The organism is Mesorhizobium sp. M0701, assembly GCF_040320365.1.
Taxonomy (GTDB): Bacteria; Pseudomonadota; Alphaproteobacteria; order Rhizobiales; family Rhizobiaceae; genus Mesorhizobium.
Window position 1 is genome coordinate 1 of sequence record NZ_JAMYPO010000025.1, and the last position, 23134, is coordinate 23134.

The 23134-nt window shown below is 62.9% G+C and carries 25 protein-coding genes, 1 tRNA gene and 3 pseudogenes; 11 read left to right on the forward strand and 18 right to left on the reverse strand.

The window, feature by feature from the left end; genetic code table 11:
* From NKI24_RS21875 to NKI24_RS21890, 4 genes and pseudogenes are all read right to left on the reverse strand, one after another.
* Nucleotides 1–271 (reverse strand): FAD-dependent oxidoreductase (locus NKI24_RS21875; protein ID WP_352748206.1); only part of this gene is annotated, 271 nt, incomplete at its 3' end.
* Nucleotides 272–301: 30 nt separating this feature from the next.
* Nucleotides 302–1888 carry an ATP-binding protein gene (locus NKI24_RS21880; protein ID WP_352450229.1) on the reverse strand — a complete coding sequence of 529 codons (1587 nt, stop codon included), beginning with the start codon at nucleotides 1886–1888 and terminating at the stop codon, nucleotides 302–304.
* Nucleotides 1876–2456: pseudogene (locus NKI24_RS21885) on the reverse strand (response regulator transcription factor). Before NKI24_RS21885 ends, NKI24_RS21880 begins: the two are co-directional and overlap by 13 nt.
* Nucleotides 2457–2460: 4 nt before the next feature.
* Nucleotides 2461–3917: pseudogene (locus NKI24_RS21890) on the reverse strand (DUF4153 domain-containing protein).
* Nucleotides 3918–4195: 278 nt separating this feature from the next.
* On the opposite strand from NKI24_RS21890, the gene NKI24_RS21900 reads away from it, so the two are divergent.
* Together NKI24_RS21900 and NKI24_RS21905 are read left to right on the forward strand one after the other, a co-directional pair.
* Entirely contained in the window at nucleotides 4196–5077 is an 882-nt protein-coding gene (locus NKI24_RS21900) for an HpcH/HpaI aldolase/citrate lyase family protein (protein ID WP_352458329.1), read from the forward strand.
* 28 nt (nucleotides 5078–5105) lie between these two features.
* On the forward strand, nucleotides 5106–5312 hold the full coding sequence (locus NKI24_RS21905) for a DUF1737 domain-containing protein (RefSeq protein ID WP_352458330.1): 207 nt from the start codon (nucleotides 5106–5108) through the stop codon (nucleotides 5310–5312).
* Nucleotides 5313–5601: 289 nt separating this feature from the next.
* Here the strand turns inward: NKI24_RS21905 and NKI24_RS21910 are convergent, their stop codons facing one another.
* Nucleotides 5602–6024, reverse strand: coding sequence for a metallopeptidase family protein (locus tag NKI24_RS21910; protein ID WP_023680515.1), 423 nt, complete (start codon nucleotides 6022–6024; stop codon nucleotides 5602–5604).
* A gap of 183 nt (nucleotides 6025–6207) precedes the next feature.
* Here NKI24_RS21910 and NKI24_RS21915 point away from each other — a divergent pair, with 183 nt between their 5' ends.
* The 3 genes from NKI24_RS21915 to NKI24_RS21925 are packed head-to-tail and all read left to right on the forward strand — an operon-like array spanning nucleotide 6208 to nucleotide 12006.
* Entirely contained in the window at nucleotides 6208–7281 is a 1074-nt protein-coding gene (locus NKI24_RS21915; RefSeq protein WP_352450234.1) for an ImuA family protein, read from the forward strand.
* The gene (locus NKI24_RS21920; protein WP_352748215.1) at nucleotides 7223–8701 is read left to right on the forward strand and encodes a DUF6504 family protein; all 1479 of its coding nucleotides are present in this window, start codon (nucleotides 7223–7225) and stop codon (nucleotides 8699–8701) included. The genes NKI24_RS21915 and NKI24_RS21920 overlap by 59 nt, the downstream gene beginning before the upstream one ends.
* On the forward strand, nucleotides 8698–12006 hold the full coding sequence (locus NKI24_RS21925) for an error-prone DNA polymerase (RefSeq protein ID WP_352450236.1): 3309 nt from the start codon (nucleotides 8698–8700) through the stop codon (nucleotides 12004–12006). Before NKI24_RS21920 ends, NKI24_RS21925 begins: the two co-directional genes overlap by 4 nt.
* Before the next feature lie 87 nt (nucleotides 12007–12093).
* Here NKI24_RS21925 and NKI24_RS21930 read toward each other — a convergent pair whose 3' ends face one another.
* The 4 genes from NKI24_RS21930 to NKI24_RS21945 form a co-directional block, all read right to left on the reverse strand.
* A complete protein-coding gene (locus NKI24_RS21930) occupies nucleotides 12094–12333 on the reverse strand; it encodes a Trm112 family protein (protein ID WP_352450237.1) in 240 nt (79 codons plus the stop codon).
* Between the two features lie 205 nt (nucleotides 12334–12538).
* The gene (locus NKI24_RS21935) at nucleotides 12539–13210 is read right to left on the reverse strand and encodes an LON peptidase substrate-binding domain-containing protein (protein ID WP_352450238.1); all 672 of its coding nucleotides are present in this window, start codon (nucleotides 13208–13210) and stop codon (nucleotides 12539–12541) included.
* Between the two features lie 163 nt (nucleotides 13211–13373).
* Nucleotides 13374–14366: a thioredoxin gene (trxA, locus tag NKI24_RS21940; RefSeq protein ID WP_352450239.1), complete on the reverse strand. Its 993-nt coding sequence runs from the start codon at nucleotides 14364–14366 to the stop codon at nucleotides 13374–13376.
* An 85-nt stretch (nucleotides 14367–14451) separates the two neighbouring features.
* A complete protein-coding gene (locus NKI24_RS21945) occupies nucleotides 14452–14949 on the reverse strand; it encodes a prolyl-tRNA synthetase associated domain-containing protein (RefSeq protein ID WP_352450240.1) in 498 nt (165 codons plus the stop codon).
* Nucleotides 14950–15179: 230 nt separating this feature from the next.
* On the opposite strand from NKI24_RS21945, the gene NKI24_RS21950 reads away from it, so the two are divergent.
* Nucleotides 15180–15254 (forward strand) — tRNA-Gly (locus NKI24_RS21950).
* A gap of 104 nt (nucleotides 15255–15358) precedes the next feature.
* On the opposite strand, the gene NKI24_RS21955 is transcribed toward NKI24_RS21950, so the two are convergent.
* The 6 genes and pseudogenes from NKI24_RS21955 to NKI24_RS21980 form a co-directional block, all read right to left on the reverse strand.
* On the reverse strand, nucleotides 15359–16618 hold the full coding sequence (locus NKI24_RS21955; protein WP_352748220.1) for a hypothetical protein: 1260 nt from the start codon (nucleotides 16616–16618) through the stop codon (nucleotides 15359–15361).
* A 17-nt stretch (nucleotides 16619–16635) separates the two neighbouring features.
* Nucleotides 16636–16932: a hypothetical protein gene (locus tag NKI24_RS21960; protein ID WP_352748222.1), complete on the reverse strand. Its 297-nt coding sequence runs from the start codon at nucleotides 16930–16932 to the stop codon at nucleotides 16636–16638.
* Between the two features lie 287 nt (nucleotides 16933–17219).
* The gene (locus tag NKI24_RS21965; protein WP_352748224.1) at nucleotides 17220–17555 is read right to left on the reverse strand and encodes a hypothetical protein; all 336 of its coding nucleotides are present in this window, start codon (nucleotides 17553–17555) and stop codon (nucleotides 17220–17222) included.
* Nucleotides 17556–17589: 34 nt separating this feature from the next.
* A pseudogene (locus tag NKI24_RS21970) lies at nucleotides 17590–17640 on the reverse strand (excalibur calcium-binding domain-containing protein); the annotation flags it as partial.
* Between the two features lie 3 nt (nucleotides 17641–17643).
* Nucleotides 17644–18447, reverse strand: a complete 804-nt coding sequence (locus NKI24_RS21975; protein ID WP_352748227.1) for a thermonuclease family protein — start codon at nucleotides 18445–18447, stop codon at nucleotides 17644–17646.
* Nucleotides 18426–18899: a hypothetical protein gene (locus NKI24_RS21980; RefSeq protein WP_352748229.1), complete on the reverse strand. Its 474-nt coding sequence runs from the start codon at nucleotides 18897–18899 to the stop codon at nucleotides 18426–18428. The genes NKI24_RS21975 and NKI24_RS21980 overlap by 22 nt, the downstream gene beginning before the upstream one ends.
* A gap of 244 nt (nucleotides 18900–19143) precedes the next feature.
* On the opposite strand from NKI24_RS21980, the gene NKI24_RS21985 reads away from it, so the two are divergent.
* The 4 genes from NKI24_RS21985 to NKI24_RS22000 all read left to right on the forward strand — a co-directional run bounded on the left by NKI24_RS21985 (nucleotide 19144) and on the right by NKI24_RS22000 (nucleotide 21313).
* Complete coding sequence (locus NKI24_RS21985) at nucleotides 19144–19326, forward strand: CsbD family protein (RefSeq protein ID WP_352748231.1); 183 nt, start codon at nucleotides 19144–19146, stop codon at nucleotides 19324–19326.
* Between the two features lie 111 nt (nucleotides 19327–19437).
* Complete coding sequence (locus tag NKI24_RS21990; protein WP_352748233.1) at nucleotides 19438–19644, forward strand: KTSC domain-containing protein; 207 nt, start codon at nucleotides 19438–19440, stop codon at nucleotides 19642–19644.
* Between the two features lie 400 nt (nucleotides 19645–20044).
* The gene (locus tag NKI24_RS21995) at nucleotides 20045–20926 is read left to right on the forward strand and encodes an ATP-dependent DNA ligase (RefSeq protein ID WP_352748235.1); all 882 of its coding nucleotides are present in this window, start codon (nucleotides 20045–20047) and stop codon (nucleotides 20924–20926) included.
* A 78-nt stretch (nucleotides 20927–21004) separates the two neighbouring features.
* Nucleotides 21005–21313, forward strand: coding sequence for a hypothetical protein (locus NKI24_RS22000; RefSeq protein WP_352748238.1), 309 nt, complete (start codon nucleotides 21005–21007; stop codon nucleotides 21311–21313).
* 31 nt (nucleotides 21314–21344) lie between these two features.
* Here the strand turns inward: NKI24_RS22000 and NKI24_RS22005 are convergent, their stop codons facing one another.
* Both NKI24_RS22005 and NKI24_RS22010 read right to left on the reverse strand, forming a co-directional pair.
* The gene (locus tag NKI24_RS22005; protein ID WP_502901482.1) at nucleotides 21345–21587 is read right to left on the reverse strand and encodes a hypothetical protein; all 243 of its coding nucleotides are present in this window, start codon (nucleotides 21585–21587) and stop codon (nucleotides 21345–21347) included.
* Nucleotides 21571–21813, reverse strand: a complete 243-nt coding sequence (locus NKI24_RS22010) for a hypothetical protein (RefSeq protein WP_352748240.1) — start codon at nucleotides 21811–21813, stop codon at nucleotides 21571–21573. The genes NKI24_RS22005 and NKI24_RS22010 overlap by 17 nt, the downstream gene beginning before the upstream one ends.
* A gap of 521 nt (nucleotides 21814–22334) precedes the next feature.
* Here NKI24_RS22010 and NKI24_RS22015 point away from each other — a divergent pair.
* Nucleotides 22335–22655, forward strand: a complete 321-nt coding sequence (locus tag NKI24_RS22015) for a hypothetical protein (protein ID WP_352748242.1) — start codon at nucleotides 22335–22337, stop codon at nucleotides 22653–22655.
* Nucleotides 22656–22782: 127 nt separating this feature from the next.
* Here NKI24_RS22015 and NKI24_RS35985 read toward each other — a convergent pair whose 3' ends face one another.
* On the reverse strand, nucleotides 22783–23085 hold the full coding sequence (locus tag NKI24_RS35985; RefSeq protein WP_502901483.1) for a hypothetical protein: 303 nt from the start codon (nucleotides 23083–23085) through the stop codon (nucleotides 22783–22785).
* Nucleotides 23086–23134: the final 49 nt, after the last annotated feature.

The following is a 23134-nucleotide window of genomic DNA, read 5'->3' on the forward strand; positions in this document are numbered from 1 at the left end:
AGCCGCCTTCGCGAAAGCCGATATCGGCGTCCGCGCCAAACTCTTCCCTGAGCCGCCGGAACAGTTTCAGCGTGAATTGCGACAGCCGGATGTTTTCCGGGATCGAAAACTGCTGGCGGATGGAGGCGCAGGACAGCGTCGTCGCGGCATGAGAAAATTGCGGGTCGCGCTCGACAAGCGCGATCGAGCCCGAAAACCCTTCCTCGCGCAGATAATAGGCGACCGAGGAGCCGACGATGGCTCCGCCGATGATGACGATGTCGTAATGCACCTTTTGGCCCTTCCGATCTGAACCGCCGAGTCACGCCGCCGGCAGGATGATCTCGAAGCGCGTGCCGCTCGCCGAGTCAACCAGCCGGATCGTGCCATCATGCGCTTTCAGGAGGGCCAGCACGATGCCGAGGCCCATGCCGGTGCCGCCGGAATCGCGGCGCGTGGTGAAGAACGGCTCGAAGATGCGGCCTCGGTTGCTGGGCGAGATGCCGGCGCCGTCGTCAGCGACCACGATGGTGGCCTTGCCGTCTGCTTTTGCGGCTGTGACCGATACCAGCGTCGTGCCGTGCCGCGCCGAATTGTCGATGAGATTGGCCAGCACGATCGCCGCGTTTTCGGCCGATATGCGCAGCCCGATCTCGGTGCCCGCCTCGACGCGCACCGCCAGCCTGTCGTCGGCCGGCAGCAGCGCCAGCGCAGCAGTGAGCGACGTGCTTTCGCCGCTGGGCTCGAGATTTTCGGCGCGCGCCAGGTCGAGCAGGCGGCGCACCAGCAGATTGAGCCGGCCGGCATCGGTGACGATATTGTCCGAAAACCGCCGCCGCTCGGCCTCGTCCATCGCGCTGCCTGAATCGCGCAGCAGTTCGGCGGCCCCCTGGATCGCCGTCAGCGGCGATTTGAGCTCGTGCGAGACGTGGGTGGCAAAGGTCTGGATGCCGTCGGAGCGTGCGTGCAGCTTTTCGGCCATGTCGAGGAAAGCAGCAGAGAGTTCACCCATTTCGCGCGTGCCGTGGTGATCGAGCGGCCTGATCGCCGCGCGGTCGCCGGCGGCGATGCGTTTCGTGCGTTCCATCAGCGCATAGATCGGACGGCTGACGGCGCGCAGGAAGACCAGCCCGATCAGCAGCGCGCCGCCGAGGATGGCGATTGCCGCCAGCGCCACCTTGCCGCGCTCGCCATAGAGATGCTTGACGATGTTGTTCGGCGTCCGCGACAGATAGACGACGCCGGCGACCTTGCCGGAGACCGCAACCGGCATGGCGACAAAGACGCGAACCTTGGTGCCGCGGCTGACCGAATAGAGCGGCGGCGACGGCTGGTCGGGAACCCGCAGCCTGAGCGCGCTGGCGTAGCGGCCGGCAAGCGCTGCGCGAACCTCTTCGACAGCCGCGAGCGACAGGCCGGCCTCCTCACGGCCGGCGATGACCACGCCTCTGGGATCGAGCAGCCGGAAGCCGGCGAGCGTGGTCTTCTGCGTCTCGGCAAGAATGCCCGACAGGCGTGCGCCGATTGAAGCGAAGGCGGGATCGGCGCTGGCCGCGGTGGCCGCGGGCCGGGTCGGCAGGATCCCGTCGGACGCAAGATCGAGGCCCGGTTCGATCGGCTGGTAGGGAGAGGCCCGATCGCTGGTGTTGGGTGAAGGCACGGGTGCGCCTAGCTTTTCCGGGGCAATGCCGGCCTCGCGAACCTCTTGCGCATAGATCGCGCCAAGGGCGGCGCCTTGGGCGATCAGCTCGGCCTCGGTCTGCCGGATCAGCTGGTTCTCGTAGAGCCGGAAGAAAAACAGGCCGGCCAGCGGCAGCGCCATCACCATGATCAGGATGGCGATGACGACCGTGGCGAGGCGAGGCCGCCATTTGCTGCCAATCAGTCCTTGGGCGCTCACGCGCCGCATCCGCCCAGCCGAAAACCGACGCCGTGCACGGTCTCGATCGCATCGACGCAGCCGACGGCCGCTAGCTTGGCGCGGATATTGCGGATATGGCTGTCGACGGTGCGGTCTGCGACATGGATATTGGCCGCATAGGCGTTGGCCATCACCATGTCGCGGCCAAGCACATACGCCGGCCGCGCCAAAAAGCCTTTCAGGATCGCGAATTCGATCGACGTCAGCGCCAGCGGCTTGCCGTCGAAGCTGGCTGTATGGCTTGCCGGAACCAGCAACAGTCTGCCATGCGAGAATTGCCGGTCGTCGGCTGGTTCCGGCGTGGGCCGCGCGCGGCGGACAGGAACAGCACCGGCAGGTCGGATGTGTGGCGCAGCCGCCGGCACACTTCCAGCCCGTCCATTTCCGGCATGCCGATGTCGAGCACGACGAGATCGGGCGCATGGCGCTCTATCGCCTGCAAGGCAGCCGCGCCGTCCGGCACCGCCAGCGTTTTCATGCCGGCCTTTTCCAGCGCGAAGCAGATGATTTCGCGAATGTGCGGGTCGTCGTCGGCGACCAGTATGTGGTGCGGCATCAAATCAGCGGCCCGGCATGAAGGGTTCGGACATCGGAGGAACCACGAACGGGCCACGCCTGTCGAGGGCGCGGTTGAGCCGCCAGTCACGAAAGCTCCAGCCCCGCCAGTTTTCCTGGCCGGCGCGGAAGCGTGCTTCGTCCTGTGCATACCAGCCGGCGAGTTCGCGGATGGAGGCATCCTCCGCGGAAACCGTCCTGCTCTGGTGCTGGACGAAGCGATCGACCGCCGGCAAGGCGCCGGGCCCGAGCGAGCGCAGGTACCAGACGTCGAGCTGGGTGCCTTGGCCGGTCATTTCGAAGCAATGGTCGACATTGTAGTTGGCGATCAGCGCGGCAAAGTTGATGAACGAGCAGGCATAGAGCGTCGCCGATAGCGTCAGAAGATTGGCGGAAAGCAGCCATTCGTTGGACTTTTCGCGCGCGATGCGGGCCATGATCAGGACAAGGCCCGCCGCCACCAGCCCCATCCAGACGAACGCAGCGACACGCCAATAGGTCAGCGCATAGATACCGATATAGAGATCGAGCCGCAGGATCGACGAGATCACCAGGAGGATGTTCTGCGCCACCCAGGCATAAACCAGCCGGCGGATGAGCGGATCGCCGGAGGTCGCACTTCCCGGCCGCAGCGCCGCCAGCACGAAGCCGGCGGCCAGCAGCGCCGTGACGATCAGCGGATAGGCGCCGCGATGCGCGTAGGCGGCATAGGTCAGCCCGTCGGGAAGCGCGATGCCGCCCCACAGATAGGTGGCGTCGAGTGCGCTCTGCACCGCGAACAGGATGTTGAAGACGACGAGCGCGCGGAGGATAGCGGCCTTGCCGAAGACGATGTCCTCGATGGTGGTCCTGGTGGCCGGCGTCGCCGGTGCGCTGGCTGGCGACACCCTGCGGCGGCGGAGAAAGCGCGGCAGGCGCGGCCGCAGAAAGGCCCAGACGCAGGCAAGCACGAACAGCCAGAAGGCGAGACGTGGCAGCTGGACGAGTTCGAGCAGTGCCATCAGGTCGATCAGCGAGAACCAAGGCGCACGCGCCGCCGGCCAAGCCGCCGCGCCGCCCTGCGCCAGCGGAAGAAATCAAGGACGAGCCGAAATGGCGTTGCAAGCAGGAACAGCGAGAGTTGGCCGGCAATACGGGCAAGGCCGCGCCGCAACCGTCCGACCAGTGAAAGCGCGAAGATGGCCGTCGCCGCCAGCGCGATCGAGACGGACAGTGCGCTGACATTTTCCACAAGCGGCAGCAGCGCCATAAACAGCGCAACCGGCTTGAACCAGAACCTGCCATCGTTGAAGGCACCGAGAGGATGGACAGCCATGCTCGCTGCGGCAATCGCAACGCCGAACAGGAAAAGCGTGATGCCCGCCGGTTGGCCATAGAAGAAAAAATCGGCCAGCGCGGCGAGCAGGACGGCAACGCCGAAGCGGTTGCAATAGCTCGGCGCCGCCGAGAGGAATACTATCATGATCGGGCTTTCTCGGCGGCTTTGATGCGGCCGGTGGGCGGGGATTTCCGGACGAAAGGGAGGAGGTTTACCGAAGTCCGGGGCGGATCGACGAGCCACCAGCTTTCGCGGCGAAGCCGGTACGGCAGGGACCAACGGGAGTTCGTTTGCTCTTGCATGCCGCCCTTGTCGCATTCGGTCGGGTGGCAAGCGGGGCGGAGACGAGGAGATTTTCCGAAATTGCGTGCAGTTTTTATGCACGGCTTGCCTCGGCCGGCTGCAGACGGCATAGATCGGAGATGACCAGCGAAAGCTACCGCCCGCGCCGCTCGGTGCTTTACGTCCCGGCTTCGAACGACAAGGCGCTGGCCAAGATCCAATCGCTGGCCTGCGATACCGTCGTCATCGATCTCGAGGACGCCGTCGCCCCGGCCGACAAGTCTTCCGCGCGCGAAAAACTGGCGGCGATTTTCGCCGGCCGTTCCAACCGGCGCTGCGAGATGGTGGTGCGCATCAATGCGCTGTCGAGCGAATGGGGCGGCGCCGACCTGCTGGCCGCGGCAAAATGCACGCCCGACGCCATCCTGCTGCCCAAGGTCGACACGCCGCGCGACATTCTCGAGGCCGGCGACGTGCTCGACGACAATTTTATCGCCGACGAAGTCAAGCTGTGGGCGATGATCGAGACGCCCAAGGCGCTGCTCAATATCGGGCCGATTGCCGAGCTGGGCCGCGATCCGGCCTCTCGACTGGCTTGTTTCGTTGCCGGAACGAACGACCTGGTCAAGGACACCGGAATTCTCGCCACGCCCGATCGGCGCTATCTCGTTCCATGGCTGATGCAAATGGTGCTCGCCGCGCGTGCCGGCGGCCTCGACCTGCTCGATGGCGTCTTCAATGATTTTCGCGATATGGACGGGTTTGCGCGCGAGTGCACGGAAGCGGCCGCCATGGGTTTTGACGGCAAGTCGCTGATCCATCCGGCCCAGATCGAAGCCGCGAACCGCGCCTTTGCACCGTCGCCCGAAGCAATAGCCGAGGCGCGCGCGGTCAAGGATGCCTTCGCGCTCGCCGAAAATATCGGTAGGGCGGTAGTTGCGCTGAACGGCAAGATGGTCGAGCGGCTGCATCTGGCGCAGGCCGAAAAACTGCTGGCGAAGGCCGCCGCTGTTCGCGCATGACTAACGTAACTGACGACAGGATTGAAGAATGAAACTCTACCGCTTTCTGTCCGGCCCGGACGATGCCAGCTTCTGCCACAAGGTGACGGCGGCGCTGAACAAGGGCTGGCACCTGTTCGGCTCGCCGACCTATGCCTATGACAAGGAGGCCAAGACCATGCGCTGCGGCCAGGCGGTGGTGAAGGACATCGAGGGCCAGGAATACGGCCCCGACACCAAGCTCAGCGACTGGTAGGGAGGTTCGCTGAAGCGCTCGTCCTTCGTCATCCTAGGGCGTAGCAGTCGCGAAGCGACGTCGCGGAGTACCCTAGGATCCATGCCGTTACCTCTGCCGAAGGGCACGGCGGATCAGGATTAGTGTGATCTACCACCGATCGGGATAGCCCCGTTACCCAGAACGGGATGATGAGCGTTCGGTTCTGCACCGCCGGCGCACTGCATCACTATCACGGCATGGATCCTGGGGTCTGCGCCGCGTCGCTTCGCTCCTTGCTCCGCCCCAGGATGACGAGGAGCGGGGTCGCTCACTCTGCTGCCTCTTCGATCTTCTCCATATCGTCGTCCGAAAGGCCGAAATGGTGGCCGATCTCGTGGATCAGCACATGGGTGACGATGTCGCCCAGCGTTTCCTCGTTCTCGGCCCAATAGTCGAGGATGGCGCGACGATAGAGCGTGATGCGGTTCGGCCCCTCGCCGGTCTGCGGATTCCAGCGCTCGGCGATGCCGCGCCCCTCGAACAGGCCGAGCAGGTCGAAGGGCGTTTCCAGCGAAAGGTCGTCCATGATCTCGTCGGTCGGGAATTCGGCGATCTGAATGACGATCTCGCCGGTCAACTTGCGAAAGTCCTCCGGCAGATGGGCATAGGCCTCCAGCGCCAGGAGCTCGATTTCCTCCATCGTTGGCGAAAGCTGGTCGTGCCAGATGCGTGTTTGGTAGATGCGAGCCATGCTTTGTCCTTTGATCCCGGCATATAGGCTTTCAGGCCGGACTCGGCAAATAGCGGGGCTGGAGCGCCCGTGCCATGCCCCACTACAGGAATAAATTCCCCATGACTCCGCTTGACTCTTCGGGCGGCCTCTGGAATCTATAGGGAACATAACAGGAACAATTGTGAGTGGAAGCTGATCGTCATGGCGATGACCGCCGTGGCGCGGGAGACTGTTTTTGCCCTGCGCCGCCAGATCGCGAAGATCGAAGGGACCTTGCCCGAGCGCCTGGAGGCGCCGGCCAGTTCGTCGTTTGACGCGGATGTCCCTCGTCAGAGTCTGACACCCTCTCGGCATCCGACACCCGCTCGGAATCTGACCATTGTCCGGCGCGGCCTCGCCGTGGCGCCGCCCGATGCGTTTTTGCGCACCGGCGCCGAGCGCCTCGATGCTGCGCTGAGCGGCGGCCTGCCGAAGGCGGCGGTGAGCGAGTTTCATGGCGCCGCGACCCGCGATGCCGGGGCCGTTGCCGGTTTTGCCTTGTCGCTCGTCAGCCTGATCCTCAGCCAGGGGCCGCGATTGCCGGTGCTGTGGATCGGCACATCCGAGGTTTTCCGCGAGGCCGGCTTTCCCTATGCCAGGGGGCTTCACGCCTTCTTCGGCATCGAGCCGGAGCAATTGCTGTTTTCCGAGGCGCCAAGGCTGCTCGATGCGCTGTGGATCGCCGAGGAGGCTGCCCGGATGACGGCACTGGCCGCCGTCATCCTCGAAATCCGCGGCAGCCCGCAGCGGCTTGACCTCACCGCGACGCGGCGGCTGCACGCCCGCGCGCAGAGTGCGGGCCGGCCGCTGTTCCTGCTGCGCCAGGCCGGCGAGCCCGAACCGACGGCAGCGCCCGTCCGCCTCATCCTGTCGGCGGCACCGGCGGCAACGCGTAAGACGCTTGCCGGGCCGCTCGCCGGCTCGATCGGCCGGCCCGCCTTCACCGTCGCCATCGGCAAGAGCCGCACGGCCTTGCCCGGAAAATTCACACTGGAGTGGAACCCCGATGAACGCATATTCGAAGAAAGACGGGGCGAGCAAGGAAGGTCTCAGGAATGGGCCCCAGAACGGCCAAAGAATCCTATCCCTGTGGTTTCCGCATCTCGCCGCCGAGAGGATCCTGCGGCAGCATCTGGGGCGGTCCTGGCGTTCCCGGCCGTCGGATCACCTGCCGCTGGTGATCAGCCATCGCCAAGGGAACACCCAGCGCATCGCCGCCCTCGACGAACGGGCTGAGGCGCTTAATCTGAAGCGCGGCATGGGCATAGCCGACGCACGCGCCATGCATCCCTCGATCGACATCGTGGAGGCCGATCCGGAGGCCGACCGGCGCCTGCTCGAAGGCCTCGCCGACTGGTGCGACCGCTACACCCCGCTGGTGGCGCTTGACGGGACCGACGGCCTCTATCTCGACGTCACCGGCTGCACCCATCTTTTCGGCGGCGAACGCTCGATGCTGGACGATATCCTGTCGCGTTTTTTCCATCAGGGCTTCGATGTCCACGCCGGGCTTGCCGCCACGCCTGGTGCTGCCTGGGCGGCTGCGCGGTTTGCTGGCGACCGCATCGTGCCCGATGGTGAGGAGGAAGCGCTTCTCGCGCCCTTGCCGCTGGCGGCGCTGCGCATCGACCCGGAGGTACGCGCCAGCCTCGAAAGCGTCGGCCTGCGCACGGCGGGCGCTGTCATGGCGGCACCGCGCGCGCCGCTGGCCCGCCGCTTCGGCGCATCGCTGCTCTTGCGCCTCGACCAGGCGCTTGGCCGCCTCGAGGAGGCCGTGTCGCCGCGCCTGCCGGTGGCACCGCTTTCGGTCGAGCGTCACCTTGCCGAGCCGATCATGCTGACCGAGGACATCGAGCGGCTGACCGGCATGCTGGCGACCACCTTGAAGAGCGACCTCGAGCGTCGCGGCGAGGGCGCAAGGCGGCTGGCGCTGCTGCTTTTCCGCGTCGATGGCGGCGTCAGCCGCATCGCCGCCGGCACCTCGCGGCCTCTGCGCGAGCCGCGGCTGATCCAGAAATTGTTCCACGAAAGGCTTACCGTGCTCGAACAGGATATCGACGCCGGCTACGGCTTCGATCTCGTGCGCCTTTCGGTGCTGACCGCCGCCGCCTTCGACATGCAGCAGGCCGACCTTGCCGGCGAGACGAGCGACGACGGTGCCGATATCGCGCTTTTTGCCGACCGCATTCGCGCCCGGCTCGGCGAAGGCGCGGTCTTGAAGCCGGTCGCCGTCGAGAGCCATTTGCCGGAGCGCGCCGTCGCCACCCTTCCCTTCACGGAAGCGCCGCAGAGAAGCTCGCCGCCGAAGCAGCCGGACAAGGCGAAGGACGCTCCCACGACTGTCTTCCAGCCGGAACGGCCGATCCGGCTTTTCCGTTCGCCCGAGCCGATCGAGGTGCCGGCCACCGAAATGCCGGAAGGCCCGCCTTTGAACTTCCGCTGGCGGCGCGCGCTCTATCGGGTCGCGCGCGCCGAAGGGCCGGAGCGCATCGCGCCGGAATGGTGGCGAGGGGCGGCGGGACGAGAAGATGCCCCGACCCGGGATTATTTCCGCATCGAGGATGCCGACGGCCGCCGTTACTGGCTCTATCGCCAGGGCCTTTACGGCGCCTCGCAGCCCTCGCCGCGCTGGTTCATGCATGGGATCTTCGCATGAATGCGCTGACGGCCAACCCCTATGCCGAATTCGGCATCCAGTCGAACTTCTCGTTTCTGCGCGGTGCGTCGAAACCGGAGGAGCTGGTGGTCGCGGCAAAATTCCTGGGGTTTTCGGCGATCGGTCTCGCCGACCGCAACACGGTGGCGGGCGTGGTGCGCGCCTGGCAGCAGGCCAAGGTGGAGGGTGCTTCCTATCATCCCGGCTGCCGCCTGGTTTTTTGCGACGGCACGCCGGACATCCTCGCCTACCCGCAGGATCGCAAGGGCTGGGGGCATCTCTGCCGCATGCTGACGCAGGCCAATCTGCGTGACGAGAACGAAAAAGGGGCGACGCTCCTCAAACAGAGCGATCTTCTCGAATGGGGCGATCTCCTGTCGCTCGCCATACTGCCGGATGTGTCGGCGGACGCGGAAACCAGCCTCGCACTCCTTAGCCGGCTCAAGGATCGTTTCGGTGAAAACCTGCGGCTTGCGGTTTCGCCGGATTACCGCGGCAACGACCGCTTCCGTATCGAGCAGGCGGCGGCGATGGCGGAGCTGGCCGGCATCCCGTTGATGGCGACCAACGATGTTCTCTACCATACGTCTGAACGGCGCCCGCTGCAGGACGTGCTGACGGCGATCCGCCTCAATGTGCCCGTCGCCGAGGTGGGGCTGGAGCTGGCGGCCAATGCCGAGCGTCACTTAAAGCCGCCGCTGGAGATGGCACGGCTTTTCCGCAGGCATCCGCAAGCGCTGGCGGAAACGCTGCGTTTTGCCGGCGAGCTGACCTTCTCGCTCAGTGACCTGCAATACAACTATCCCGACGAGCCGACGGAATCGGGTCTTGGGCCGCAGGCCGAACTGGAAAGGCTGGCCAAGGAGGGAGCCGCCATCCGCTACCCCTCGGGCGTGCCCGCTTTTGTGACGCAGCGCATCGAGGAGGAGCTCGCTCTGATCGAGCGCCTGAACTACGCGCGCTATTTCCTGACTGTCCACGACATCGTCAAATTCGCCCGCAGCCAGAACATTCTCTGCCAGGGGCGCGGCTCTGCCGCCAACTCGATCGTCTGCTTCTGCATTGGCATCACCGAAGTCGGCCCGGACAAGATCGAAACGCTTTTCGAGCGCTTCATTTCCGAGGAAAGAAACGAGCCGCCCGACATCGACGTCGATTTCGAGCATGAAAAGCGCGAGGAGGTCATCCAGTACATCTATTCCAAATACAGCACGAAGCGCACCGCGCTGGCCGCCGCCGTCGTCAGCTACCGGGGCCGCTCGGCGATGCGCGAAGTGGCCAAGGCGATGGGCCTGTCGGACGACGTCCGGGGCGCGCTGTCCAGTTCGATCTGGGGCTGGTCGACCTCGGAGCTTGGCGAAAAGGAGACAAAGGCCGGCGGCCTCGATCAGACTGATCCATCGACAAGGCATGTGATCGAATGCGCCAACGAGATCATGGGCTTTCCCCGTCATTTGTCGCAGCATGTTGGCGGTTTCGTCATCACCCGGGACCGGCTCGACGAGATCGTGCCCATCGTCAAGACGGCGATGGACGAGCGCAAGATGGTCGAGTGGGACAAGGACGATCTCGACGCGGTGAAAATCCTCAAAGTGGACGTGCTGGCGCTCGGCATGCTGACCTGCCTGCAGCGCGCCTTCACCCTGCTCCAGGATCATTATCCGCAGGCGCGGGACGAGTACGGCCTGCCCTATGTGCTGGCCACTCTGCCTGCCGAGGACAAGCATGTCTACGACATGATCTGCCGTGCCGACACGATCGGCGTCTTCCAGATCGAATCGCGCGCGCAGATGTCGATGCTGCCGCGGCTGCGGCCGAAAAGCTTTTACGACCTCGTCATCGAGGTGGCGATCGTGCGGCCCGGCCCGATCCAAGGCGACATGGTCCACCCTTATCTGCGCCGCCGGCAAGGCAAGGAAAAACCCGAATATCCCAAGCCGGAACTGGAAAAAATACTCGGCAGGACGCTGGGCGTGCCGCTGTTCCAGGAGCAGGCGATGAAGATCGCCATCGTTGCTGGCGGCTTCAGGCCGGGCGAGGCCGATGAACTGCGCCGCGCCATGGCGACATTCAAGCGCACCGGCACGATCGGCAATTACCGCAAGAGAATGGTCGACGGCATGGTCGCCAAGGGCTACGAAAAAGACTTCGCCGAGCGCTGCTTCAAGCAGATCGAGGGTTTTGGCGAATACGGCTTTCCCGAGAGCCACGCCGCCTCCTTCGCCCTGCTGGTCTATGCCTCCTGCTGGTTCAAGACCTTCTATCCCGACGTGTTCTGCGCCGCGATCCTGAATTCCCAGCCGATGGGGTTTTACCAGCCGGCCCAGCTTGTCCGCGACGCGCATGACCACGGCGTCGAAATCCGCGAGGTCGACGTCAATTTTTCCGGCTGGGATTGCGCCTTGGAGAAATCGCCTTTCGATCCGGATCGTATCCTTGACCGCCATGCCCAGATGCGCGGCGTCATCCGGACCAGCCATGCCGTCCGGCTCGGCTTTCGCCAGGTCAAGGGCCTGTCGAAGGAGCGCATGGAAGCGTTTGTGTCGAGGCGCGGCGCCGGCTATGCATCCGTACGCGACGTCTGGCTGCGCTCGGGCCTCAACGTCGACGAGATCGAAAAACTGGCGCAGGCCGACGCTTTCCGGTCGCTTGGATTGAACCGTCGCGACGCTCTATGGGCGGTCCGCGCGCTCGACGGCAAGAGTGCCGCCGAAAAGCTGCCGCTGTTCGACCAGCCGGCGATCCGCTTGCGCGATCTGGAGCCTGCAACCAGGCTCCCGACAATGCCGCTCGGCGAGCACGTCGTCCACGACTACCGCTCGCTTGGCCTGTCGCTGAAGGCGCACCCGGTCGCCTTCCTGCGTCAAAGGCTGGATCGTTCCGGCGTCACGCCCAATGTGCGGCTCGGCCAGGTGCGGGACGGCCGGCGCGTTTCGGTCGCCGGCCTCGTGCTGGTGCGGCAGCGGCCGGGCAATGGCAAGGCGATTTTCCTGACGCTGGAAGACGAGAATGCGGTCGCCAACATCATTTTCTGGGAAAGGACTTTTGACCGCTTCCGCCCCATCGTCATGGGCGCGCGTCTCATCCGCGTCACCGGCAAGCTGCAATCGGAATCGGACGTTATCCATATCGTCGCCGAGAAGGTCGAGGATCTGACGCCGTGGCTGTCGGTGCTGCTTGAGCAGGCAAGGCCTGCGGATGAGCCTTCGAGCGGCCCAGAGGAGGACCAGTCCGATAGCACCGCGCAAGCGGAATTATTGGGAAAGGCGGAGAAGGTCATGCCCAAGGGACGCAATTTTCAATAGGTCCCCTGTCTTCGTCAGAGCGTTGCGGTGGAGAATTTGATGCCGGCGGGACAGAGGGGGGCGCGAAGGATTGCTGCGGAGCGGCCTCTATTCTGAGCCAGCCAGGCGCGGCGGCGGTGGCATGGCATCATCTATGGTGATGACACGCGCTTCCGATGGCAGCATGATCGGAATGCCGTCCCGCACCGGATAGGCAAGCTTTGCCACCCGCGAGATAAGCTCGCCGCGCTCCGGATCCCAGGCAAGCGGCCCCTTGGTCAGCGGGCAGGCCAAGAGTTCCAGCAGCTTGGGGTCGACAGTCCTGTTCCCGTCACGTCCATCCGCCATTCGATCCATCCTTTTCACAAGGCAATCGGTTAAGGTTTCGAGCGCGGACTTCCCCTTCCCCTTGTGGGAGAAGGTGGCCGAGCGAAGCTTGGTCGGATGAGGGGGTGTTCCAGCTTGGCACCGACGGCGATCCTTCCAACACCCCTCAACCGTCTCGGCGCTGCGCGCCGATCCACCTTCTCCCACAAGGGGAGAAGGCAAGAGCCTACTGCAAACTCGAACCGAAATCCTCATTGTCGCGCGCCAGCGCCATTTCGGTGATGGCGATCAGGGTCTCGGCGCGTGTCTTCAGATCGGCCGCTTCGAGCAGCGCCTGTTTCTCGGCCGGCCCGTAGGGCGCCATCATCGACAGTGCGTTGACCAGCATGGCGTTTTCGGCGCGGCTGACGCTTTCCCAGTCGGCCTCCAGATCGTTAGCCTGCAGATAGGCGCGAAACGCTTTGAGCAGCGCCGGCCGGTCGATCTCGGCGTCTGCCTGCTCCTCGTCGAGATCGGCGAGAAAGGGTGCCAACCGGCACTGCCGGAACGGTGTTTTGACCGTGAGCTCCTGGACAATACGGAACCGGCACACGCCCTGCAGCGAAATCAAGTAACGGCCGTCGCCGCTCTCGGACAGCGCAATGATGCGCCCGGCGCAGCCGACATTGCAGAGCTCCGGCTCGCCGTTGGGACGCAGCGCACCGTCAAGGCTGGGCTGGATCATGCCGATCAGCCGCGGCCCGGCGATCGCCTCGTCGACCATCTGCAGATAGCGCGGCTCGAAAATGTTGAGCGGCATGCGGCCTCCCGGCAGCAGCAATGCGCCCTCAAGCGGAAAGATCGGCATGGTCGACGGTAAGTCCGCAGCGAGTCGGTAATGCGCGTTTCCCGCCTGCACCTCAATCCTCCGATCGCTTTGTCAGGAAGCGCACCAAATCCGTCTCCTCCCGGCCGGCACAAGGCGCAACACCGGAAACCTGAAATCGAACGCCATCCGAAAACCTAATCTGGCGCAGCCGCGGCCCACCGCAAGCCCGCGCGACAAAACAGTCTGGGCCGGCTCAGGAAAACAGCAGCGACGACAGTTTGCGCCGTGCCGACAGCGTTGCTTCGTCGGTTATGCCCCATGCCTCGAAGAGCTGCAGCAACTGGGTTCTGGCGCCGTCGTCGTTCCACGAGCGGTCGGCCTTGATGATCGCCAGCAGATTGTCGGCCGCCGCCATGCGATCACCCTTGGCGTTCTGGATCATGGCAAGCTCGAACCGTGCCTGGTGATCCCCGGGATTTTCGGCCAGCCGCCGTTCCAGTTCCGCCGGATTGCCGAGCACTGCTGCTTGCGCGGCGAGCGCCATCTTGGCCCGCAGCGCGGCGAGCTGGGGCGCATCCTTCTTTGCTTCCGGCGCCCGCGCCAGCACCGCCTCGGCACCTTCGGCATCGCCGGCCTCGAACAGCAGATCGCCCAAGCCAGCGATCGCCTCGATCGTCTCCGGCGCCTGTTCCAGGATGGCATCGTAAATGTCGGCCGCCGTCTGCACGTCCCCGGCGTCGCGCGCTTCGGCGGCCGCGGCCAGCGCCTCGGCAACTTGCGGCGCACCGCCGTTCTTGCCGCCGACCTTCTGGATGAATTGCGTGATCTGGCTCTCGGGAATGGCGCCCATGAAGCCGTCGACCGGCTGGCCGTCCTTGAAGGCAATGACCGCCGGTATCGACTGGATGCCAAGCTGGCCGGCGATCGATGGATGGTCGTCGATATTCATCTTGACCAGCTTGACCTTGCCACCGGCGGCTTTCACCGCCTTCTCCAGCAGCGGCGTCAATTGCTTGCAAGGGCCGCACCACGGCGCCCAGAAATCGACCAGCACCGGCTGGTGACGCGATTCCTGGATCACGTCGGCGGCAAATCCAGCGGTCGTTGTGTCCTTGATGACGTCGGCCGGCGCCTCCGCAAGCGCGACCTTCTCACGCGCGGCATCGGTGCCGCCATATTGCACGGTGGTGGCATACCGGCCGCCATTGCTGCCAAATGGGCCGCCAAAGGGGTTGCTATCACTCATCTCGTCGCCTTTCGGTCGCGCCGCCGGCCAAGGGACGGGCGCAACATCCTTCTTTAGAACCCGGTTTCAGTCACCCATGTGGCGATCATGCCGAGACTTTCAAGATAACAGCATCATGTCCGGTTGCCTCGACGAATTTGACCAGGTCCGCGGCAGCGATGGAAGTCGTCGCTTCGTTGGTCAGCGGGTGGGCATTGACCACCGCATGGCTCATCAGCTCCTCGTCCAACACGACCTTGATCCTTCGCTCGGTGTCGTTGATCAGCCCGAACACCGTGACCGCGCCCGGGACGACGCCGAGAAGCTCCATCAGCATCTCCGGCCGGCCGAAGGACACGCGCCCGGCAGCGCCGATCAGATGGTGGATATGCTTGAGATCGACCACCGCCTCCTCGCCGACGCTGACCAGGAAGAAATTGTCCTTCTTGTCCTTGAGGAACAGATTCTTGGTATGGCCGCCGGCAATCTCGCCGCGCAGCGCCTGCGAATCGGCGACCGTGAACAGCGGCGAATGCCGCCGCGTCGATACCTCGATCCCGAGTCCGGCGAGAAAGGCGAAAAGTTCGGCTTCGGTCTTCGGCATGGGTCTTTCTTCTGATGGCCCGCTTTCAACGGCTTGTTCGGCTAACGCCGTTTACGGCCAATGATGCGGCCAAGACAAGCCCGTCGCGCAACGCGGGGGTGATTGCCTTGCGACGTCCCGAGGAGCGCTTCTCCGCATTGCCGGCGAAGCAAAAGGCCTGCGAATTCCCTGTTGCAATCGCCGCGCTCTTCAGCCATATAGGCGCGGCTTGCGGCCCAAAAGCCGCGCGAGCGGGTGTAGCTCAGGGGTAGAGCACAACCTTGCCAAGGTTGGGGTCGAGCGTTCGAATCGCTTCACCCGCTCCAGTTTCCTCAAGGAAATTAAGCAGTTATGAAGTGGGCCGGTTTGATCCGGCCTTTTTCGTTTGTGCGGGGCAGCACCTGGGCAGCACAACCTGTTCATTCAGGCTTCATTGTCGCGGGATGGGTCCAGAGAGCAGCACTTCGAAAATCCAGGTGATCAATAGCAGGGCGCCAATCAGCATGCCGGTCGCCAAAACTATTTCGAATAGTGCGAATCTTCGAACTCGAAAGGCCAGCGCCACGCGTGACGTGTTTCGCACAATGTCGTCACGTTGGCTGTGCCTTAGGGACAGTAAGACCTGAAGAAACCAGATAAGAAACACGGTCCCCAAGAAGGCTATTCCGATTCTCTCCTGCACGAACGTAAAGAGCGTGCGGACCCAAGACAGTTGTGGTGGCACGAGCACTTTGCTGTCTTTTATCAGAGCCGCGTAGCCGAACAGGATTGAGATGCCAGCGATGACCTTCAGTCTCATTCGGTCAAGAGCGTTTTTTGGAGAGTAGAACTCTTTGGCAGCGATCAGCGGGATAGAAGCATTTATTGCAGCCAGAGTTTCGTCCAACGAAAAACTGATCTGCTGTCGCTCCTCAGAGGTCATTACATTCGCGCGGAATGCCCGCAAGTACGCGATTATTCCTACCGCTCGGTGTTGGGCTTCCACGGTCTGCACGCGGCGTGCAGAAAGGGCTCTCCGCATCAAGCCAAAATTCACCTGGCGCTTAAGGTGATTCATGTCATCGTAGACATCGATGATTGTATCGGACGACGGTGAGTGGAACCGGTGGGTGTGGAGAAGATCCCGCAAACAAAAATACGATTGAGCGGCGAACGCGTGTTCAAGTCGGTCTAGGCCGACTTCCTGTCGTGCATCAGGAGCTATTGAAAGCGTGCTGATCTCGGTGACGCCATTCCTATTGATAGCGAAGCGAGCGCTGTAGCCAGCCTTGCCTAGACTCGCTTCGCTGAACTGATCGTGCAAGACCGTGACATCGTCCCACGAGGCAGGGAGCTCGTTCAACGGCTGGTCGAAGCTTCCGCGGACTTCGCGCCAAACCTTTCGTTCGAACGCGTAAATTCGGCCCTTTGCCGACTCGCGATCGTCAGCGACCTTAAATAGGCAGAGGAAGACGAAGTTTCCGTCTTTATTGAAAACCCAACTGTCGACCAAACTCCGGAGGGCTGGCCAGTCCGTCAGGAAGGGAATCGTCGTGTCCGAGAGATTGCGGTGCTGGAACCCAACGAAATGGCGCCCGCCCGACCCGATGTTTGTGGAATGGTGGAACTGCCGCGGGTACGCTGACGTCCCGCTCAGGGTGAACGAAAGCTTCCCCGCGACGTTCGGGATCCAACCGAAATGTGCCCCCACCTGCCCCCCGGCTAGACTTAGACTAGTGTCTCAAGAACCTCATCTGACACGCGCCCCTGCAGCACAATTCGATTGGCGCGTCGATCGCGAGCCATCCCGGCCGCGATCGAAGCGTCGCGTCGATTGTTCGACTTGTAGGTTTCAACCTCGCCCTTCATCACACGAGCGGGCGACCTAGGCGAGTGAGCCTCCGCGTCGCGGATTACGTCCGATCGCGCAGTCAAGTGTATCACGGCAGCACGAAATAAGGTGGCGGACGCAAACAGAAGCGACCCGGCCGCCAGCACCGCTGCGCCGATCAGGATTCCTTGCATCGATCCCTCCTAGTGTCTGATTCGCAACCGTAACACACGAGTCAAGACTTTTCTTCGTGAAAATGGGTCTGGCACACGCAACTAGATATTTATGACGGAGAGTCAATACTTTTGAGATGTCAGACCGTCTTCTGCGCCTCAATTTTTGTATCAGCATCCCTCGTCTCGAGGCCGCAAGATCGTTCTGCATATCGATGCGGGTCGAGCTTTCAAGGGTGGGCGCTCGGTGGATGACCACGAACGGCTATCGATATCTCTTGGCGGGCGGTGCGCCGCACTGACTGCCATCATCGGACCGTGTTTCGATAGACTTTCAGCGTTCCGTAAGGTTTCGACGTTCCAAGCCCACACTCATAGTCCGATCGGCTCATGGTCGGGTCGTTGTTGGCGTATGCGGCCGAGCTGACCCAATCTCGGCATGCCTGAAGGTTCTTCAACCCGACCTGCTCTTGCACCAGATACAGGTTGTTGCGGTCGGGGTAGAAGAATGCATCGACAGTCTCCCACGGAGCCGAAGTCTCCGGCCACCACCAGCCCGCGACTGTGCGCGGCGGATCGCCGAAAGCGAACCATCCGCCCACTACGGCAATCACAATGAGCATTCCACCGCCGTTGCTATCCATCCTTCGCCCCTACCGCCCGCGCTCGACTAGCCTCCTAACAAAGCGTCTCGCAAGCTACCCCATCGCCGTCCCGATCCAGCTTGCGGCCCTATGGACAGTTGCTGAGATACCATCGAGCCTCGTCGCACGAACTGATTTGCGAGCACGTTCGCCGAGGCTGGCATGAGTAGCTCTGCGCCACTTGCCGGCTGCTGGTCATGCCGAGCGGCTGACTCGACGGCGTCGCGCCATCGGCGTGCGCCGCCCGCCATTCCCAGGGCGCCTGAAACGTTCCGACCCACAGACCGACCTTCGCAGCCTCTGCCTTTGCTTGCTGCTCCGCATACGCGCCGTGGCTGTAGCGCGGCCAGTCGAGGGCCTGGCCGTGCTCGACCATCCATGAGGCGACACTGGAGCCGTCCGCCCGCCGGCAGTCGCCCACAAAGCGGCCGTAGCGATCCCAACTTACGAAGGTGCATTGAATCGGCCTCGAGACCGCCAAGAAACTGTCCAGCGCTTCGGCCGATCGACGACCGCATGGATATTCAAAGCCCTTGGCGTCGTTGCAATGCTGCCGGCTCTCGGGCGCGTCGATGCCGTTGAAGCGGATGCGCTCCCCATGGATCTCAATCGTGTCGCCGTCGATGACCGAAGCGAGGCCGGCGATCGGCTCCGGCGATCGACCAATCCAATGGGATACGTTCAGGTCGGAGGCGCCTTCACTATGCTGCACAACGAACTGCGTCACGTAAGCGGCGAGCGCCGCCACCGTCACGAAGATCAGCCGCTTCGGGATGCCTGCCACCAGGCGCGCACGCCGCAGCTTCGCGCCAGTGCGCTTTCGCCACTGGTCGGACCGATTGTCGTGCCGTGATCTGTCCATAATTCCGCCTACGCCGACCAGCCGGGCCATGTTGTATCGATCATCGGCGTGCCGGCGCAGTAGTAGTCGTCAACGAACCGCCCCGTAGCCCTGTCTCGGCAGCGCCAGATCACACTGTAGTTCTGTCCGTAGAACTGGTCCCAGGCGACGCCGTAGGCCGTAGGAGGCGGGCGGTAATACCCACCGCCGTAGCCGTTGTTGGCGGCAACCGCAACCGCCGCGCCACCTACAGCGGCCACCGCTATTCCAGTCGCAACCGCGTTGTCGGTTTGTATCAGCCTGGTGCATTTCTCTGCCGTTGCACCCCTCCGGGCAAGAAGTGCGGCGACTCGACTTCGATATTGCTCGTCAGTGCTGCTAGCCAGAGCATGACAAAGCGCTGTGGTGTTCTGAGCCGTAAGATCGCCGTCGGAAACATTTGGGTTTGTTGAGCAGCCGCCGATGAACACGGCCGCGCTCGCAAGAAATACCTTCGCCTTCATTGATTTATCCCCCCGGCGAATACTGAGGGCTTTTCGTGGTGCGTGTCTACAACTTTTGTTTTCTATGCTCTGGGCAGAGGCGAGTTATGGCTGTCGTGTACGGTCAGCTTCTCCGGTTGCGACTATCGCCTTTTCCAGTGCCTCGGTCTCATGAATGGGCGCCAGCCCATAGCTACGCCGATCCTGCTCACTTTGGAACATTCAGGTTCCGCTCACGTTGGTTCTGCTCAAAAGGAGACGAACGATGCACAAGGACGAAGTTAAGGGCTCAGCTAAGAAACTGCGCGGCGAGGTGAAGGACAAGGTCGGCAAGGCAACGGGGGACGACAAGCTTCGCGCTGACGGAGCCGCTGACAAGGCGGAGGGCAGCCTTCAGAAAGGCGTTGGCAAGACAAAGGATGCAATCCGAGATGCCTTGAAGGATTGAGCAGTGTCCTGGCGTGAGGCTGGCAATCTGCTGCGGCGGTTGCCGCGCCCGGCCCGTAAAGCCCGATAGCTGCTTCGACGGCCTGTGCCGGGAGCTCTGCGGCCAAATGGCATGCCATCAACCTCGATACGCAAAACGGAATACGACCCGGACAGCAAAACTCTCTCGGTGTGGTTCGTCGCCAGCGGCAAACGGTACGAATTCGAGGACGTGCCACCGGACACTTACGCCGAATTCCGAGCCGCCTTCGCGAAGGGTCGCTACTTCAACGACCACATCCGCAACAACTTTCGCTACCGTCTGGTTGGGAGCGATTAGCTGCCCGGACACGCCTGATTTGTCGGCGGCCGAATTCCGTCCTTCGCCGTGCCAACCGGCGGTTGGTAGACGCGTTGCCGCTGTTGCCCTAAGGTCACTTTAGGTCTCCGCGCGCACCTGGCAAAGCCCGACCCACGCCCACCCCGCCTGGTGCAAAGCGCTTGATCGGTCCCGCCGTTCTGGCAGTGCGGCGGGATTTTTTGCGGTCAGTTGGAACACGGGCGCGCGGGGAAGGTTCGGTGCGCGCAGCAAATCCTTCCCCTAACACGATATTGCTGCAAGATCGGTAATGGCATCCGATCTGCCCGCGTCTCCTCCCTCCAGAGACGCGGGCTTTGAGCTTCGCGGAACCGAAACGTTCAAAGTTTATTGAATCGGGTCGGTGTGGCGTGGAGCTTGTATGAGCGGGGCGAGGCTGGCGTTTATCCGTCCGATGATCCCGAAGCTGGTCGCAAAGCCGCCCGAGGGTGAACACTGGATTCACGAGATCAAGCTCGACGGCTACCGCACCCAGATCGTCATAAGCAGCCCTGACGATATTCGCGCCTTCAGCAGCAGCGGAGCGGATTGGACGCGGAAATACACCGGCATCATCGAGGCGGCGCGGGATCTCGACGTCAAGAGCGCGATCTTTGAGGGCGAGGCGGTCGTCACGGGCGTGAATGGCCTGCCCGATTTCGACGCACTACAGAAAGCCGTCCACAGCGATCCCTACGCCACGATCCTCGGCGCCTTCGACATCATGCATCTTGACGGCCACGATCTGCGCGACATCGGATGCAAGGCGCGCCGGGAAATTCTATTTGGCATCATCAAGCCGAACAGCCGCATCCAGTTCAGCGAGGCTCTACCCGGTGATGCCAAGTCGATTTTCTACCTCGCTGACCAGGCTGGGCTTGAAGGGATCGTCTCCAAGCGCGCCGACAGCCCATATCGGAGTGGCCCGACGTCGAATTGGCTGAAGACGAAGAGCTTCACGGTCCAGGAGTACGAACTGCTGGGCGTCGAGCGTGAGCCGGGCAAGGCGGCATTCGCCTTACTGGCCGAGCCAGGCACCGGGAAGTATGTCGGTTCGGCGTTCATCAGTCTGGGCCGCGACATGAAGGAACGGCTGTGGAAGCGGGTCAAGGAACATGCCGGCCAACCTCCGCAGGGCGTCAAGAAGCGACCGGCAACGCAGTGGGTTGGGCCAGGCGTGAAGCTGCGGATCAAGCATCTTCGTGGTGAACATAAGTATATACGCCATGCCTCGCTGCTTGGCTTCGGCGAGGAGGATAGTTGAGATGTCGCAGGAACTTAACGCCATCTCCCAGCTTGTGGCGATATGAGCACACGCGGGATAAACTTCCTCGACAAATGGATGGCAGAACACCTGCCGGATACCGTCGGCACAGACGTCATCTCGGTGAGCGAACTGACCCAGAAACTGTTTGCCGACGTTGAGAGAGCTGAAAAAATGGATGCCCTCAAGCGAACATATCGTCTGCAGTTCATGCTCAATGCCGAGGAACTCGCTGTCCTGGATGCTTGGCGGTTTGAGAACAGACTGCCGAACCGTGCTGAGGCAGTACGGGCGTTGCTTCAACGCGGGCTCATGGCAAAGGATTATGATGCAGAGCCAAGCGCACGTTCGGGCGATTTCAGAGTTCTCAGGCGCCCCGACGACTAGAGCGTGCATAACGCGTGGGTGGCATAGCAGCCTACTCGCGCGTCAGCCTCTCAACCGTCTCAATAATCGCCTTTGCCAGCGCCTCGCCCTCATGCACCGGCAGCGGTCCATAGAGCAGGTTCACTGCCTCCTCGCTCGGCAGAACGCCGGCTGGACAGGTGAGTTCGATCGCCATGCGAACGAGCTGCAGGCCAGTTCTTTCCCCGTAGATGTAGTTCTCATCCATCGCCAGGATACTGGCGCCCGTCCTGCGATCGTCAAGGCCGGCCGGCACGCATCATGGCCCGAGCGATGGCGAGCTGCGCCTCGACCTTGGCGTTTTCCTTCTGCGTCATGTTGTCCGCCGCGACCAGCCGCCGAAGCGACCGCATGATCTCCCCGCGCGTCCAGCCGGCCTCCAGCATGCAATCGACGATCACCTGAAAGCCCGGTTCCATCGCCTCCTGGCAGTCGATCTCCCGGTCGACATACTCATCCTGTCGTTTCGGCGCTCTGATCATCCTTTCCCCCGCTCCTAGAGATATGCTTCGCCATCAGAACGGTGTTCAAAGCAGAACCAGTGCGATGGCTGCCGCGGCTTCGCGAAGCCCCATCCTGCATCCTTGCCACAGCCGGGATGCTCGCACCTATGGTGCTGAACGCCAGGCCGCGTGACGGGCTCTATTGCATCCGGCAGGCGGATAGGTTCATCGCTCATCGGGACGGGTTTAGGTGCGGCACGCCGGGCTTCTCTTGCGATCTTTGGACACAGTGAACGGAATGAGAACAAAATTGTCAAGAGCGCCTTGACCAGAGAGGAAAATGTTCCTTATTTCTGTTTCAATCTGATGCGGGAAGGAGCGATGGCGAAGCGCCAAAATGGACGCTGGCCGGCGAAGCTATGGCAAAAACTGCGGAGGACAATTTCCGGATCGAGGTTTGGGATCGGGAGGAAAAGGCCCTTGTCGAAACCATCTGTCGATCGCCGGATTCAAGCGTCAGCCAAGCCGCATGGCAAGCCGCCATTCGGCGCCGGCCGGGGATGCTGCTGATCCACTACAACGGCCGACATGTGATGGAGAAAATTATCACGCCAGGCGAGCCCATGGTGCCACCGCAAGCGATAGTGGAAGGCAGCGTGCATGCCGGGCTCGATGTGTCTCTTGGCGATCTGCGCGAATGGCACAAGCTGCGTGCCTGGTGCAAAAACTGTTCGCATCATGCCGAGGTGAAGCCGGCCGGTCTGATCCGGCGTTATGGCAAGGATGCGCTGTTCAGCACGGTCGAGCGGGCTCTGTTCTGCACAAGCTGCGACAGAGGCGGTCCGGTCAGACTGGAGATTCACAAGCTCCCACGGAACTGACCGTTGCCGTCGTCACGGCCAATGGTGGCGATCGGTTAAAACACCAGAAACATGCCAGACGTGTCGGTCGAAACCGCCGGATTATACTCAATGATGATAAGGCCGCCGGTGCCCGCGCCGCTGGTGCCTAGACCATTTCCTCGCCCGCCGCCGCCAGCGCCATAGTTCCCGCCAGCGCCGCCGCCTGAATTGCCTGACGCACCACCGCCGCCACCGCCAGAGCCAGCCGAGCCGCCTGCAGTAATGGAGAATTCGCTACCGGCACCACCAGCGCCCCCTGGGTTAGTAAATGTGCCGCCTGCGCCACCTGATCCCGCATCGCCGGATCCACCGGTGCCGCCTGAAGCCGGGGTGACGCCAGTGTTACCGGCTCCATTCGTGCCCCCGGCACCGCCACCGCCCGCGCCACGCTTAGACCCGGCGGACTCACCCGTACCGCCGTTACCGCCATTGAATTTCGAACCGCCGGCGGGAACCGT